We start from the raw sequence: 15,989 nt of genomic DNA, 5'->3' as shown, positions 1-15,989 counted from the left end.
AGAGACTCTCTAGTGCCATTTTTTATAGTAACGATACTAATTATTTATACTGGTTGAACATAATAATAAATAGATAAGAATTGCGTCACACAACCGCCTAAAACAAACAGATGCCAAATAGCATGATTGTATGGGATCTTCTTCGACACATAAAAAATAACCCCAAGAGAATAAATTACCCCTCCAAGGCCTAATAAAATCACCCCATTAATATCGATATGAATCACTAATTGGTACACCGCAATAACCGATAACCAACCCATGATAAGGTAGGTAATAAGGGATAGTTTTTTAAAACGATAGACAAAAACAATCTTTCCAATAATACCTATCAACGCGATAGCCCAGATCACAGCCATTAACCAGTATGCAAGTGGAGTACGTAAACTCACTAATAAGTATGGCGTATAACTGCCAGCAATAAGTAAAAAGATGGCACAGTGATCGAGCGTTTTTAATAAACGTTTCGCTTTAGGTGCGGCAATAGAATGATAAAGCGTTGAAGCCAAAAACAATAAAATGATACTGGCCCCATAAACAGACATACTTGCGATAGTTAACCAGTCTGCATCCACTGCATTTGCTTTTACCAATAATAAAACTAACGCAACAACACCAAAAACAAGCCCTAAACCATGGCTTAAACTATTGGCTAATTCTTCTTTTTTTGAATAAGGAGTAGTGGTAGACATAGGACTCTCATAGAGTGATTACTCAACATAAAAGCAGTATGCCACATTTAAGCGTACAACTGTAAGCTTAAATGTGGCAATTTAAAATACATCTTATTGCTTTACGTGGTTTGATTTAAAAAATCAATCACTTGCTGACCCGCAATATCCGAAGGGGTATCAGATGGTATTTCCAAATAACGTTTCAGCTCATTACTACCAATAAAAGTAGATAATAAACCTGACAATCCTTTTTGTTGTCTATCAACCTCAAACCACAGTTGGAGTTTATCGCTGTCTCTATAAGCAATAATTTCAAGCTCACGCCAGCGACCATGATAAGGTCCATCAAATGGAACAAATTCAAATTCTTGTACAAAAGGCAATTCAAATCCACTCGCCGCTTCGCATTCAACTTGACGAATTCGCAACCCTTCGCCTTCAAGCGCACTTAATACACCCTCAAATAATTCATCTGGTCTAACGGTTATCGGATCTTTATCGGTGGGATCTAATCCCAAAGAAATATCTAACCCCGTTTCTACCCATACTTTTGTCTCACCAATCGTAATCGGTGTATTTAATGGCAGATCCAAATCAATATCAAATTGACGCTGTTGCTTAGGTTCAATCGTAAACGCATAGGGCAAGCTCCAATCAGCAAGCACATAGGTTTGCTTGATGATTGCTTTACGTGAATTATTCTCACCTTGTCGCTCAACTTCTTTTTTATATTGGCAACACAGTTTCAACGCAATATTATCAATACTTTGAGCCGTTGCTCCACCCGTAATATCAATCGTGATTTTTATTTTTTGCCCAGGTATTAAGGCTTCATGGTGAATAATTGTATCTACATTAGCAGAACCTATTCCTAACGATGCGAGTGTTTTCTTTAAAAATGACATATTCCCTCCGTCATTAATTTTGTTCTATCGACAAATTTATTATACAAATATTATTACCTACATCCCAATATCACACTGAGATGTACCTCGACTAATAGGCAGTTTATGATACTCTTAATGGGTGTTTTATAAACACAAACTCCTGACTATTCATTTGGATTAGCGCAAGCTAAAAGAGTTCACTTTACGTGTTCTCATGAATAGTTAGGTCATTAATTTGGCCATGGATGAGCCTGGCTATAGAGATAATACATGCGTCCTATGACTGTCAGGTCTTCACACTCTGCTTCAACGCACAGTGTGGATCGCCGCCGTTCTCATTTTGTAAAAGCATCGGTAGCAAAAAAGAACGTTCCTGAAATGACATTAATTGTTTCAGAAAAAATCGAAGCTCCGAAAGTAGTTTCATGTGCGGCATAATAAAATAGCGCAGCTTGTCTGCGCTTTTTTCTTTTTATAATCCTGCAATTCCCTCTCTAACTTCCCATAAAATTTCGATATACTTATCCTTAATAATTATAAGGAGACTGCTCAATGAAATGCCATCGCGTTAACGAATTAATCGAACTCATTCATCCAGAATGGAAAAAAGAACCCGAACTAAACTTAATGCAATTTATTGTAAAACTAGCAGAAGAAACAAAATACGAAGGGAAAATTGAAGATCTAACCGATGATGTTCTTATCTATCATCTGAAAATGCGTAACAGCAAAAAAACAGACATGATCCCAGGTTTAGCCAAAGACCACGAAACCGATTTTAAAACGGCCATCTTAAAAGCGCGCGGGTTACTGTAGGCCTTTCGCTTATTTCCGTTTAACGATCTAATTTATTCTAACGAATTAGATCGTTTTCCAACCAAATAAAACACACTTTTTTAACTAAATTTGAACCCTCTTACGTATTCCTTCTCATCATCAAGTTATAATTCAACCGCAATGTCTTTATATATCTGCATAAATACAACAATGCTCAACATAATATCGCTGATATATACCCCATAATAATAATTAGGAATAAACATGAGTCAGGATAAAATCGACATCAAGGATGTGACTCCAAAGCAATTCAACCCAAAAACCCACAAATCCAGCGGTGACCGCTTTAATCCCAGCACGGGTATTTATGTTCGCCAAAGTAAAGGCACATTTCAACAATTACGCCGTTACGGTGGTTGGTTTTTATTAGCTCTATTCGTATTAACCCCATGGATTTCCTTTGGTGATCGTCAAGCCATTTTATTGGATATTGGAAGCCAACAATTCAACTTTTTTGGCACGACCTTATTTCCTCAAGATCTCACGTTACTTGCTCTTTTATTTGTCATTGCCGCCTTCGGTCTCTTTTTTATCACCACCTTTTTAGGCCGTGTTTGGTGTGGTTATCTATGTCCTCAAACGGTTTGGACATTTATGTACATTTGGTTCGAAGAAAAATTAGAGGGTTCAGCCAATAAACGAAGAAAGCAAGATCAACTACCAATGACATCGAGTTTATTGCTTAGAAAAACACTCAAACATTGTGCGTGGATTGCTATTGCCATTGCTACTGGCATCACTTTTATTGGGTATTTTGTGCCTGTAAAAGAACTCGTTATTGATTTTTTCACCTTAAATATCGATTTTCTACCTGCATTTTGGATTTTATTCTTTGCCGCATGTACTTATGGAAACGCGGGATGGATGCGTTCTATCGTTTGTTTGCATATGTGTCCTTACGCTCGATTTCAATCAGCCATGTTTGATAAAGACACCTACATCGTTGGTTACGATCCAAAGCGTGGAGAGAGCAGAGGACCTCGCTCTCGTAAAAAAGACCACAAAGCACTAGGGTTAGGAGACTGTATTGACTGTAATTTATGTGTTCAGGTTTGTCCTACGGGAATTGATATTCGAGATGGTCTTCAATATGAATGCATAAACTGCGGCGCTTGTATCGATGCATGTAACGAAACCATGGATAAAATGGGTTACGAAAAAAATCTCATTAGCTACACCACGGAACATAAATTAGCGGGACACAAAACGCACGTAATGCGACCAAAACTGATAGGTTATGGCATTGTCATGATCTTAATGGTTGGGTTGTTCTTAGCTCAAATAGCGACAGTCGATCCGATGGGGCTTGATATCTTGCGCGACAGAAATCAGTTATCGCGTATGAACAATTCTGGTTTGGTTGAAAACACTTATACTTTAAAAATTATAAATAAAACCCAACAACCACAACATTACCAATTATCTGTTTCTGGTATTGAAAACACAACTTGGTACGGCCCACAAAATGTGAACGTTAAACCCGGTGAGGTATTAAGTCTTCCAATGAGCCTAGGGGCGAGTAGTGAGAACTTAACTAAGACGATAACCACGATTGTTTTTGAGATTAAAAATGATGATGAACAAGTGATAAAAACAGAAAGCCGTTTCTTTAAACCGCTATAATCACTCTATTATTGACTCAAAGGGCTCATGATGAGCCCTTTTTATTTGAGAGCACCCTATGTCTGAACACGCTTTTAATTTCAGTACACTTACTCCTGATTTATTGTGGTATGCCCTCGCAGATATTGGCGTAAGAGCTGAATCAGGATTCCTCGCCTTAAACAGTTATGAGAATCGCGTTTATCAATTTAGCGATGAACACAAGCGTCGGTTCGTTGTGAAATTTTATCGACCTCAACGCTGGTCAGAAGCCCAAATATTAGAAGAACACTTATTTGCGAAACAACTTGTACAACAAGACATTCCCGTTGCTGCACCGTTAGAAATAAATGGCAAAACACTTCATTTCGCTAAAGGTTATTGGTTTGCTCTTTTTGATAGCCTAGGCGGGCGCACCTTTGAAGTGGATAATTTTGATCAGCTTGAATGCGTAGGGCGATTTTTAGGCCGAATTCATAAAGTAGGTGAAGCAGAGTTATTTACTCATCGTCCAACGGTAGGCTTAGATGAGTACCTCTATCAACCACGAAAGCTGTTAGAGAATAGTTCATTCATTCCCTCTTATTTAGAAAACAGTTTCTTCTCCGATCTCGACCTGTTAATTAATCGAATTGAACAACATTGGCAACCAAGTAAAGCGATTCGCCTACATGGTGACTGCCACCCAAGCAATATTTTATGGCGTGATGGTCCATTGTTCGTCGATTTGGACGACGCAAGAAATGGCCCTGCAGCACAAGATATGTGGATGCTGCTTAATGGCGATCGTCAAGATAAGTTAGTTCAGTTAGATATTCTCGTTGAAGCTTATTCTGAATATTGCGATTTTGACCATAGCCAATTGAAACTAATTGAGCCTTTGCGTGGTCTACGAATGGTACACTACATGGCATGGCTAGCAAAACGTTGGCAAGATCCCGCGTTTCCTATTGCTTTCCCATGGTTTTCAGATGCAAAATATTGGGAAAGTCAGGTACTTGGTTTTAAAGAGCAAATAGCAGCGTTAAACGAAGCACCTTTAGAGTTGATGCCTCAATGGTAATAAAAATACAATAAAACAAACACAAATGGATTGGAGAAAGTTAAACATGATGAAAACAATGATGGCACTGTTTGGTGCTTTAGTTCTTAGTTTTTCAGTGAATGCAGCAAACTTCACTGAAGGCGATTATTACAAGGTTCTTAACCTTCCAGAATCAAAAACACCGACAGTAAATGAGTTCTTTTCTTTCTATTGTCCACACTGCAATAGCTTTGAACCACTGATCCAAGGTCTCAAAAAAACGCTGCCAGAAAACGCTACTTTTAAGAAAACTCACGTTTCATTCATGGGCGGAAAAATGGGCCTATCAATGAGTAAAGCATACGCAACAATGGTTTCTCTTGGTATTGAAGACAAGATGGTTCCTGTGATGTTTAATCGTATCCATTCTATGCAAAAGCCACCACGTAATGACAAAGAATTACGTCAAATTTTCTTAGATGAAGGCGTAAATGCAGATGAGTTTGATGGCACATACAACAGCTTTGCTATTAACTCTATGGTTAACCGTTTCGATAAATCATTCCAAGACAGTGGATTGACTGGTGTTCCAGCGCTTATTGTTAATAATAAATATCTGGTTGAGACAAGCAAAATCAAAAGCACCGAAGAATACTACGAATTAGTTAACTGGTTGCTTAAAAAGTAAATTAACGATTTAAATAGAAAAGGGAGCGATAATCGCTCCCTTTTTTTTATCTATAGAATAAAGAGGTTATCTTTTCAAGATACGCTGTAGATACTCATCTTTTTCTTTCCATAACTCATTAATCCATTGATGAAAACCGCGTCTAAATACTTTATCTCCAAAATAATCGCCGTTCACTTTTTCATCATTAGCATGAAGTGTTATCCGAACAACCACTTTGGTTAATTTGCCTTGTAGCATATCTATAAATGGAGAGTCTTGATTTTCAGGATAAGCTAACGTCACATCAACGATTCCATCAAACAGTTCACCCATCGCTGATAACGTAAATGCCACACCACCAATCTTTGGCTTGAACAAATGTTGATAAGGCGTACGCGCTTCTTTTAATTTATCAGGCGTCGCTCGTGTTCCTTCAACAAAATTAACCACCGTCGTCGGCACTGAGCGAAAGTTTTCACACGACTTTTGAATCGCTTTAAAGTCATCGTCTTTGCGTTCAGGGTTTCGGCGCATAAAGGGCATATCCGCCCCCCAACATGCAAGTCCGACAAAGGGAACATAGAGCAATTCATATTTCAAAAAGAACTTAGTCATTGGCACTTTATCTTTCATCACGGAGGATAAAATAACGATATCAGCCCAACTTACGTGGTTAGATAATAATAAATACCACTTTTCTTGGGATAGCGTTTCCCCCCCATCAACAACCCAATCAATTGTATTGTTAATATTGAGCATCCATAAATTCAACGTAGCCCAACACCATAAGGTTTTATTCGCCATTGATACCATTAATTTCTTCACGAAAGGAAAAGGCAGAATAAGTTTAATTACAGCAAAAAAGCTGATAATAAATGACGTCAGAGCCGTATTTAGGATTACAAGCAAAGCACTAATGACGAGTCGAATATTAGCAAACATAAAAATCTTCATTGATTAGCGGGATAAAAATTGCGCTAATAATACCAAGACTGACTTTTTTTTGTTATCCCTCTTTTCTCTCATCTTAAGAAAAAGACACTACACCGCTTGAGCACTTAATTGTTTCAATAATCTATCCATAGCACGGTAACCAACGGCCTCACCCAAATGGATACGCTGAATGTTCTCTGATCCAGATAAATCAGCAATGGTTCTGGCCACTTTAATTATTCGATGATACGCACGAATAGAAAGCCCCAATCGATATAGTGTATCTTCTAGAAAAACCGCATCTTCCTTTTCTAGTGGGCAATAAGTTTCAACCTCTCGGCTACTCAATAATGCATTAATTTTTCCACTTCTCTCTAGCATTTTCACACGAGCAAGCCTAACCCTTTCTTTAACTTGGAGACTTGATTCACCTCTATCTCCGCCTTCTGTTAACGTCCCTTTAGGCAAAAGAGGGATCTCCAATGACATATCAAAACGATCAAGCAAGGGACCGGATATTCGATTCAAATAACGTAAAATCAATTGAGGGTTTGTTCTCGTATTGTTCCCCTCATAGTATCCAGTCGGACTCGGGTTTAATGCACCAACCAATTGAAATCGGGCAGGGAACCGCATTTTGCTAGCGACACGAGAAATAATAATTTCACCCGACTCTAATGGCTCTCGCAAAGAATCTAATACTTTCCTTTCAAACTCTGGCATTTCATCTAAAAATAAGATGCCATTGTGAGCCAATGATATTTCACCCGGTCTGGGAATCGAACCACCACCAACCAAAGCCGCCATTGAACTCGAATGGTGTGGTGAACGGAAAGGACGAGTACGCCAGTTTGATTCATTAATATGCTGATGAGTCAGTGACGCGACGGCGGCAGTCTCTAACGCTTCATCGTTTGTCATTTCAGGCAGCAAATCGCTCATTCGTGACGCCAACATTGTTTTCCCCGTTCCTGGAGGGCCTAAATACAATAAATTATGTCCCCCCGCCGCTGCGATTTCTAACGCTCGCTTACCTTGTTGCTGTCCAATGATATCTTGGAGATCACGCTCTAAAGGCAAATCAATGTGCTCAATAACCGGAGACGTAAATAAACCCAATTGCTGTTGCCCACATAAAAAGCCACAAACCGATAGAAGGTGAGGCGCAGACTTATGTACATTCGCACCAACCAAAGCCGCTTGATCTCCATTTTCATCAGGAACAATTAAACTGCGATTGGCTTTTAATGACGCGAGAGCCGCAGGTAGCACACCTTTCACTCGTCGTAATTCACCAGACAAAGCAAGCTCACCCACGAACTCATGATCTTTTAATTTATGATTTGGGATTTGATCTGAGGCAGCCAAAATACCTAAGGCTATCGGGAGATCGAATCGCCCACCTTCTTTTGGTAAATCAGCAGGCGCTAAGTTTACGGTGATCTTTTTTGATGGAAATTCAAAGTTTGAATTTATTATCGCGCTTCTTACTCTGTCTTTGGCTTCTTTTACTGTTGTTTCTGGTAACCCAACTAAATTAAAACCCGGCATTCCATTACTAATATGAACTTCAACGGTAACCTCTGGCGCTTCAACACCAACGCATGCTCGACTGTGTATTATTGCTAATCCCATTCTTATTCCCAATTATTTATAACCCAATAATCTCAACGTCTTTCATTGATTTGTTATATATAAGCGCTAAATGAACGAGAATTGTGAATAAAATGAGAGTTTTTTCTTGTCATGAGAGGCATGTCTGTGTTACCACTTAGTTAATGTAACGAAATATCAAAAAAAACACGTATACGGATAAATACCATGACCTTTTTTGCTCAGCTCAATATTCTCATTATAAACGTCCTAGTGGTGATTCTGATCACCGCTCGGGGATGAGTGAGCAAAAAGTCGCAATTGCAACGCACACTTAAAACCCCCAAGCCAAAAGCAAGGGGGTTTTTTTATGAATTCAGGAAGAAATGGGAGCGCATGATGTGCAAGAATAGAGAAACAATCACTCACGCAGGGAGCGACAGTGTATGAATGGCTCACAGTTAGTTGTTAATGCCTTATTACAAGAAGGGATCACTACCGTATTTGGGTATCCAGGTGGAGCCATCATGCCAATTTATGATGCACTCTATGATGGTGGCGTAGAACACATTCTCTGCCGTCATGAGCAAGGGGCTGCAATGGCAGCTATTGGTATGGCTCGCTCTACTAAAAGTGTCGCAGTATGTCTTGCGACTTCTGGGCCGGGTGCGACTAACCTAATTACTGGTCTTGCTGATGCCATGCTTGATTCTATCCCTCTCGTTGCAATTACTGGCCAAGTCGCTAGTCACCTTATTGGTACTGATGCCTTCCAAGAAATGGATGTCATTGGTATGTCACTTTCTTGTACGAAACACAGCTACCTAGTGACTGATATTAATGATCTCGCTCCTGTTATTGCAGAGGCATTTGAAGTCGCTAAATCAGGTCGTCCCGGGCCTGTTCTGATTGATATAGCCAAAGATGTGCAAGTCGCTGAAGCGCCAGTGACGGTATTGCCTCATTTTGAGCCACCAAAAATCCCAGTAGCAAGCCAAGCAAGTCTCGATGCCGCGATCGCATTACTACAAGAAAGCCAGAAACCAGTACTATACGTCGGTGGTGGTGTTCAATTAGGTCATGCGACAGATGCCGTTCGTGATTTCTTAATCTCCAATCCAATGCCTTCAGTTAGTACATTAAAAGGACTTGGTTCCATTGAACGTCACGACCCTCATTATTTGGGGATGGTTGGGATGCATGGAACAAAAGCCGCAAACTTAATCGTTCAAGAATCGGATTTACTGGTGGTAGTCGGCGCTCGTTTTGATGACCGAGTAACTGGAAAACTAGAAAGCTTTGCACCTCACGCAAAAGTCATTCATATTGATATTGATGCGGCTGAATTTAATAAACTGCGTCATGCCCATGCGACATTACGTGGTGATATTAATGTGATTTTGCCACAACTTCATGCTAATCAAGATTTATCATTGTGGCTCGCTCATGTATCAGAACTCCGCAGTGAGTTTAAGTGGTCCTACGATCATCCTGGTGATCTTATCTACGCCCCATTATTGCTTAAACAATTATCAGACATGATGCCTGACAGTTCTATTGTTGCTACCGATGTTGGTCAACACCAAATGTGGGCTGCACAACACATTCAACCAAGAGCTCCTGAAAATTACTTAACATCAGCAGGCCTTGGCACCATGGGTTTTGGCTTACCGGCTGCCATGGGCGCGAAAGTCGCTCGCCCTAATGATGAGTCCATTCTTATCACTGGTGATGGTTCGTTCATGATGAACGTTCAAGAATTAGGTACATTAAAACGTAAGCAAATTCCTGTAAAAATGGTTCTACTAAACAACCAACGTTTAGGCATGGTTCGCCAATGGCAATCACTGTTCTTCGATGGCCGCCATAGTGAAACGATTCTTGATGACAACCCTGACTTTGTCGCATTAGCCGCCGCCTTCAACATTCCAGGTAAAACGATCACACGCAAAGAAGAAGTGGAACCAGCATTAAAAGAGATGTTAGAAAGCAAAACAGCTTATATGTTGCATGTACTTATCTCTGAAGAAGAGAACGTATGGCCACTTGTTCCACCGGGTGCAGCAAACCAAGACATGGTAGAGGGATAGAGCATGCAACAACGTTATATTTTAGAGATAAAAGCGACGGATAAGCCCGTTCTATTAGAACGAGTATTGCGCGTCATTCGTCACCGTGGCTTTGCCATTAAACAAGTGCTTGCGACTCAAAACCAATCAGATGGTGTCGCTGCTATCGAAATTATTGTTGAAAGCGATCGTCCCATTAGCCTTCTAACGAATCAAATAGAGAAGCTTTGGGACATAACCACCGTTAATGTCGCTACATTACATCGAACATAAGATAAAAATTTAAAGGATTAAACAATATGTCTACCACTCCTAAAAACAGATACCGTTCAGCTACCACCACTCATGGCCGTAATATGGCTGGCGCACGCGCATTATGGCGTGCTACTGGCGTAAAAGAAGAAGACTTTGGCAAGCCAATTATTGCCGTAGTAAATTCATTCACCCAATTTGTACCCGGTCATGTTCATCTTAAAGACATGGGGCAATTAGTGGCAGGCGAGATTGAGAAAGCAGGTGGTATCGCCAAAGAATTCAATACCATTGCTGTCGATGATGGCATCGCAATGGGACACGGAGGCATGTTGTACTCATTGCCATCTCGTGAACTGATCGCAGATTCCGTTGAATACATGGTAAACGCACACTGTGCTGATGCCATGGTATGTATTTCAAACTGTGACAAAATTACTCCAGGAATGATGATGGCGGCAATGCGTCTAAATATCCCAGTAATTTTCGTCTCTGGCGGCCCAATGGAAGCAGGCAAAACTAAACTTTCAGATCAAATCATTAAACTTGATTTAGTTGATGCCATGATCCAAGGCGCTGATCCAACGGTTTCTGATGCACAAAGCGAGCAAATAGAACGTTCAGCGTGTCCAACTTGTGGTTCATGTTCTGGTATGTTTACCGCCAACTCAATGAACTGTTTAACTGAAGCATTAGGGTTATCTCAACCGGGTAATGGATCAATGCTTGCTACTCATGCCGATCGTGAAGAATTGTTTATCAATGCAGGTAAACGCATCGTTACTCTAACTAAGCGTTATTACGAGCAAGGCGATGATTCGGCTCTGCCACGTAATATTGCCAACAAAGCGGCGTTCGAAAATGCAATGGCGCTAGATATTGCGATGGGTGGTTCAAGTAATACCGTTCTTCACCTAATAGCATCCGCTCAAGAAGGCGAAATCGATTTTGATATGGATGATATTGATGAGATGTCTCGTCGAGTACCTCATCTATGTAAAGTGGCACCTTCAACACCTAAATATCACATGGAAGACGTTCACCGTGCAGGTGGCGTTATGGCTATCCTTGGTGAGTTAGATCGTGCAGGGTTACTTAATAACGATACCAATACTGTGCTTGGTTTAACCATGAAAGAACAATTAGCACAATACGACATCATGCAAACAGACGATGAAGCGGTACTTAAATTCTTCCGTGCTGGCCCTGCAGGAATCCGTACTACAAAAGCGTTCTCACAAGATTGTCGTTGGGATCGCCTTGATGATGACCGTGAAAATGGCTGTATTCGAACCAAAGAAAATGCCTTTAGCCAAGAAGGTGGCCTAGCGGTTCTTTCTGGTAATATCGCGGTTGACGGCTGTATTGTAAAAACCGCTGGTGTTGATGAAGATAACCTTAAATTCCAAGGCCCTGCCATTGTTTTTGAAAGCCAAGATACCGCTGTAGAAAGTATTTTAGCCGGAAAAGTAAAAGCAGGAAATGTGGTTGTTATTCGCTACGAAGGTCCTAAAGGCGGCCCAGGTATGCAAGAAATGTTGTACCCAACGACTTATCTAAAATCAATGGGATTAGGTAAAGCGTGTGCACTTCTTACTGATGGCCGTTTCTCTGGTGGCACTTCTGGTCTTTCTATTGGCCACGCCTCACCTGAAGCCGCAAGTGGTGGCACAATTGGTTTAGTCAAAACAGGGGATATCATCACTATTGATATTCCAAACCGCTCTATCACGCTTGATGTACCAGAAGCGGAATTAAGCGAGCGTCGTGCAGAGCAAGATAAGTTAGGTTGGAAGCCTGTTAATCGTCAACGTGAAGTCTCTTTTGCACTAAAAGCTTACGCAATGATGGCGACCAGTGCAGATAAAGGCGCGGTACGTGATAGATCTAAGTTAGAAGGGTAAATTTATGACAACACCTTCTTATCAAACTGGCGCAGAATACTTGCGTCAGATCTTACGGGCACCGGTCTATGATGTGGCGACAGTAACGCCGCTTCAAGACATGCCCCGTTTGTCTGAACGAATTCAAAACCGAGTTCAATTAAAACGAGAAGATCGTCAACCCGTTCACTCGTTTAAACTTCGCGGCGCTTACAATATGGTGTCGAGCTTAACCGAAGAGCAACAGAAAGCAGGGGTTATCGCAGCCTCTGCCGGAAATCATGCGCAAGGAATGGCATTATCAGGCACGAAACTCGGAATTAAAACCACAATAGTTATGCCACGTACCACCCCTGATATAAAAGTAGAAGCGGTTAAAGGTTTTGGTGGCCAAGTAATCCTTCACGGCAGTAACTTTGATGAAGCCAAAGCCGAAGCCGAACGATTATCACAACTTCACGGTTATACGTTTGTTCCCCCATTTGACCATCCTTTAGTGATTGCTGGTCAGGGAACGATTGGAATGGAAATGCTGCAACAAAATGGGCATTTAGATTATATTTTTGTTCCGGTTGGTGGTGGTGGCTTAGCCGCGGGAGTTGCCGTTCTCATTAAACAGCTCATGCCAGAGATAAAAGTCATCGCCGTAGAACCAGAAGATTCAGCTTGTTTAAAAGCCGCTTTAGATGCTGGAGAGCCTGTAGTTCTCGATCAAGTGAGTATGTTCGCTGATGGGGTTGCCGTTAAACGAATTGGTGATGAAACGTTCCGTTTATGCCAACAATATATTGATGGTCATATTACCGTTTCTAGCGATGAGATTTGTTCCGCAGTAAAAGACATCTTTGAAGACACTCGAGCAATTGCCGAGCCATCAGGTGCACTCGCTTTAGCTGGATTAAAGAAATTCGCTGACCAGCATCAACTCAAAGATAAACAACTAAGTACGGTGCTTTCAGGTGCAAATACTAATTTTCATGGGTTACGTTATGTATCAGAACGCTGTGAATTAGGCGAAAAACGAGAAGGGTTACTTGCCGTTACTATTCCAGAACGTCAGGGAGCATTCTTTGAGTTTTGTAATCTTATTGGTGGAAGGGCGGTTACAGAGTTCAATTATCGTTATCATGACGATAAAAAAGCCAATATATTTGTGGGTGTTCGTTTACAAGATGGGCAAGAAGAGCTGAATAATATCATTCATGACTTACAACAAGGTGACTATCCTGTTGTTGATCTTTCTGATGATGAAATGGCAAAGCTTCATATCCGTTATATGATCGGTGGAAAACCACTAAAACCACTTAAAGAACGTCTATACAGCTTCGAATTTCCAGAATACCCCGGTGCACTTGTTAAATTTTTAAGTACATTAGGTACACATTGGAATATAAGCTTATTTAACTACCGTAACCACGGTGCTGATTACGGTCGAGTCTTATGTGGCTTTGAGTTGAGAGATTCAGATCTTGTTGATTTTTCTAAGCATTTAGAAGAGCTTGGCTATCAATGCAAAGATGAAACTAATAACCCAGCTTATCAATTCTTTCTCTCATAACACCATAAGTAATGAGTAAGGTCAGAAAAAAACTGGCCTTATTTTCATAGATTTTTGAAATTATGCTATACAATCAGTTAAAAAGTGCTATTATTTTTCTCGGCCTGTAAACAGACCTATTTATCTGTAATATTATGATTTTGAAACCTTCGTTATACTGCTTTACCAGTTATGCTTGAAGCTTTTTTACATATGTTTTACCTCAAATAAATAATTCTTTATGGCTACAACTTCGCATTATGCGAATTATTTAATTAAAAAAATTAGGATATACACTATGTCTAAAACAACTGGTATCGTTAAGTGGTTTAACGAAGAGAAAGGTTTCGGCTTCATTACTCAAGATAACGGCGGCGCTGACGTATTCGTTCACTTCCGTGCAATCGCATCTGAAGGTTTTAAAACTCTGAAAGAAGGCCAAAAGGTTTCTTTCGAAGTTGAACAAGGTCAAAAAGGCCCACAAGCTAGCAACGTTGTTGGCGAATAATTCGAACTTTCGAATTGAATTTTAAAAAATGCTGACTTCGGTCAGCATTTTTTTTACCTGTTATTTAAATAACACGAATAAATATCAAGCGAATAGGCATAAAAAAAGAAGCCATAATGACTTCTTCTTAATTTGATTAACTCATCTTACTTTTTTGTTGGTCGTTGCCAATGTTCAATTCGGCGCTCTTTTGCACGACTGATCATCAATTCATTTTCGGCGACATCTTTAGTCACTGTAGAACCCGCACCAATCGTTGCACCATTACCAATAGTAACAGGAGCAATTAATTGGCTATCTGAGCCAACAAACACATCATCACCAATAATGGTTTTAAATTTATTTGCACCATCATAATTACAAGTAATAACACCAGCACCAACATTTACACGCTTACCAATCTCTGCATCACCCAAATACGTTAAATGATTTGCTTTTGAGCCTTCACCTAAACGTACATTTTTGACTTCAACAAAATTACCTACATGCGCATCATTACACAATTCTGCACCTGGACGTAAACGAGTAAATGGACCAACAGTACACTTCTCACCAACCGTTGCGCCTTCAATCACGCTGTACGGACGAATAATTGTATTGTCATCAATCTCACAATCTTTAAGTACACAACCAGCACCAATGACAACATTGTCACCTAAGGTAACATTGCCTTCAATGATCACATTGACATCGATCTCAATATCCATACCACATTGCAATGATCCTCGAAGATCGAAACGACTAGGATCACGAAGCATTACGCCTTGCTCTAGCAGTTTCTGAGCTTGCGCTGCTTGATATGCTCTCTCTAAACGAGCCAATTGTGCACGATCATTCACCCCTTCAACTTCAATAGGGCTAACAGGGTGTACCGCTTCAACTGCACGACCTTCATCATGAGCAGCAGCAATGATATCCGTTAGATAATACTCACCTTGTGCATTTTCATTTTTCAACGCCGCTAACCAGCGCTTTAAATCACCGCCCGTAGCAACCATCACACCGGTGTTAATCTCTTTAATGAGCTTCTGCTCTTCTGTCGCGTCTTTTTGCTCTACAATCGCAATGACAGGGCCATTACGACGAATAATACGACCATAACCCATCGGGTTATCTAAGACGACAGTCAAAAGAGCAATACCACCAGTAGGTTGAGCATCTAATAAGTTTTCAACCGTTGCAGTACTGATCAATGGAACATCGCCATAAAGGATCAATACTTTTTCATCATCAGAAAATTCTGGTGATGCTTGATTAACGGCATGACCTGTACCCAGTTGTTCAGCCTGAAGTACCCAAGTTACTCTCTCTTGGCCTAACTCAGCTTGCATTTGATCACCACCGTGACCATAAACAAGGTGAATATTTTTAGCCCCTAAGCCTTCACACGTATCGATCACATGTTTCGCCATCGGTTTACCCGCTAAAGTATGAAGTACTTTAGGTTTATTTGAATACATGCGAGTGCCTTTACCCGCTGCAAGAATTACTGCACTGAAGTTCATAAAAAGCCCATTCTA

Annotated in this window: 15 protein-coding genes; 10 read left to right on the top strand and 5 right to left on the bottom strand. The window is 40.5% G+C overall.

The window, feature by feature from the left end:
- Positions 1–44: 44 nt before the first annotated feature.
- Positions 45–692 carry a PAQR family membrane homeostasis protein TrhA gene (gene trhA / locus A6E04_RS16840; protein ID WP_017023509.1) on the bottom strand — a complete coding sequence of 216 codons (648 nt, stop codon included), beginning with the start codon at positions 690–692 and terminating at the stop codon, positions 45–47.
- 101 nt (positions 693–793) lie between these two features.
- Positions 794–1,579 (bottom strand): sporulation protein, encoded by a 786-nt coding sequence (locus tag A6E04_RS16835; protein ID WP_017023508.1) that lies wholly within the window; start codon positions 1,577–1,579, stop codon positions 794–796.
- A 252-nt stretch (positions 1,580–1,831) separates the two neighbouring features.
- Between A6E04_RS16835 and A6E04_RS21205 the strand changes: the two genes are divergently transcribed.
- The 5 genes from A6E04_RS21205 to A6E04_RS16815 all read left to right on the top strand — a co-directional run bounded on the left by A6E04_RS21205 (position 1,832) and on the right by A6E04_RS16815 (position 5,712).
- On the top strand, positions 1,832–1,999 hold the full coding sequence (locus A6E04_RS21205; protein ID WP_017023507.1) for a hypothetical protein: 168 nt from the start codon (positions 1,832–1,834) through the stop codon (positions 1,997–1,999).
- 114 nt (positions 2,000–2,113) lie between these two features.
- Entirely contained in the window at positions 2,114–2,377 is a 264-nt protein-coding gene (locus A6E04_RS16830; protein ID WP_017023506.1) for a YihD family protein, read from the top strand.
- Positions 2,378–2,602: 225 nt separating this feature from the next.
- Entirely contained in the window at positions 2,603–4,021 is a 1,419-nt protein-coding gene (gene ccoG / locus A6E04_RS16825) for a cytochrome c oxidase accessory protein CcoG (protein WP_017023504.1), read from the top strand.
- Positions 4,022–4,079: 58 nt separating this feature from the next.
- The gene (locus tag A6E04_RS16820) at positions 4,080–5,063 is read left to right on the top strand and encodes a serine/threonine protein kinase (RefSeq protein WP_065611936.1); all 984 of its coding nucleotides are present in this window, start codon (positions 4,080–4,082) and stop codon (positions 5,061–5,063) included.
- A gap of 49 nt (positions 5,064–5,112) precedes the next feature.
- The gene (locus tag A6E04_RS16815) at positions 5,113–5,712 is read left to right on the top strand and encodes a thiol:disulfide interchange protein DsbA/DsbL (protein WP_026469807.1); all 600 of its coding nucleotides are present in this window, start codon (positions 5,113–5,115) and stop codon (positions 5,710–5,712) included.
- Between the two features lie 66 nt (positions 5,713–5,778).
- Here the strand turns inward: A6E04_RS16815 and A6E04_RS16810 are convergent, their stop codons facing one another.
- Positions 5,779–6,636 (bottom strand): acyltransferase, encoded by an 858-nt coding sequence (locus tag A6E04_RS16810; protein WP_023604452.1) that lies wholly within the window; start codon positions 6,634–6,636, stop codon positions 5,779–5,781.
- Between the two features lie 99 nt (positions 6,637–6,735).
- The gene (locus A6E04_RS16805; protein ID WP_012548947.1) at positions 6,736–8,262 is read right to left on the bottom strand and encodes a YifB family Mg chelatase-like AAA ATPase; all 1,527 of its coding nucleotides are present in this window, start codon (positions 8,260–8,262) and stop codon (positions 6,736–6,738) included.
- Positions 8,263–8,666: 404 nt separating this feature from the next.
- Between A6E04_RS16805 and ilvG the strand changes: the two genes are divergently transcribed.
- The 5 genes from ilvG (at position 8,667) to cspE (ending at position 14,469) form a co-directional block, all read left to right on the top strand.
- Positions 8,667–10,310 carry an acetolactate synthase 2 catalytic subunit gene (ilvG, locus tag A6E04_RS16800; protein ID WP_017023500.1) on the top strand — a complete coding sequence of 548 codons (1,644 nt, stop codon included), beginning with the start codon at positions 8,667–8,669 and terminating at the stop codon, positions 10,308–10,310.
- A gap of 3 nt (positions 10,311–10,313) precedes the next feature.
- Positions 10,314–10,562 (top strand): acetolactate synthase 2 small subunit, encoded by a 249-nt coding sequence (gene ilvM, locus A6E04_RS16795; protein WP_012548959.1) that lies wholly within the window; start codon positions 10,314–10,316, stop codon positions 10,560–10,562.
- Positions 10,563–10,588: 26 nt separating this feature from the next.
- The gene (ilvD, locus tag A6E04_RS16790; protein WP_017023499.1) at positions 10,589–12,445 is read left to right on the top strand and encodes a dihydroxy-acid dehydratase; all 1,857 of its coding nucleotides are present in this window, start codon (positions 10,589–10,591) and stop codon (positions 12,443–12,445) included.
- A 4-nt stretch (positions 12,446–12,449) separates the two neighbouring features.
- Positions 12,450–13,982 carry a threonine ammonia-lyase, biosynthetic gene (gene ilvA / locus A6E04_RS16785; protein WP_065611935.1) on the top strand — a complete coding sequence of 511 codons (1,533 nt, stop codon included), beginning with the start codon at positions 12,450–12,452 and terminating at the stop codon, positions 13,980–13,982.
- A gap of 277 nt (positions 13,983–14,259) precedes the next feature.
- Positions 14,260–14,469: a transcription antiterminator/RNA stability regulator CspE gene (gene cspE / locus A6E04_RS16780; protein WP_012548956.1), complete on the top strand. Its 210-nt coding sequence runs from the start codon at positions 14,260–14,262 to the stop codon at positions 14,467–14,469.
- 146 nt (positions 14,470–14,615) lie between these two features.
- Here cspE and glmU read toward each other — a convergent pair whose 3' ends face one another.
- Positions 14,616–15,974 carry a bifunctional UDP-N-acetylglucosamine diphosphorylase/glucosamine-1-phosphate N-acetyltransferase GlmU gene (gene glmU, locus A6E04_RS16775; protein ID WP_012551440.1) on the bottom strand — a complete coding sequence of 453 codons (1,359 nt, stop codon included), beginning with the start codon at positions 15,972–15,974 and terminating at the stop codon, positions 14,616–14,618.
- Between the last annotated feature and the right edge of the window lie 15 nt (positions 15,975–15,989).

This window comes from Aliivibrio logei (assembly GCF_001691055.1).
In the GTDB taxonomy this organism is placed as follows: domain Bacteria; phylum Pseudomonadota; class Gammaproteobacteria; order Enterobacterales; family Vibrionaceae; genus Aliivibrio; species Aliivibrio salmonicida.
This window is presented reverse-complemented; position numbering and strand designations above follow the sequence as displayed.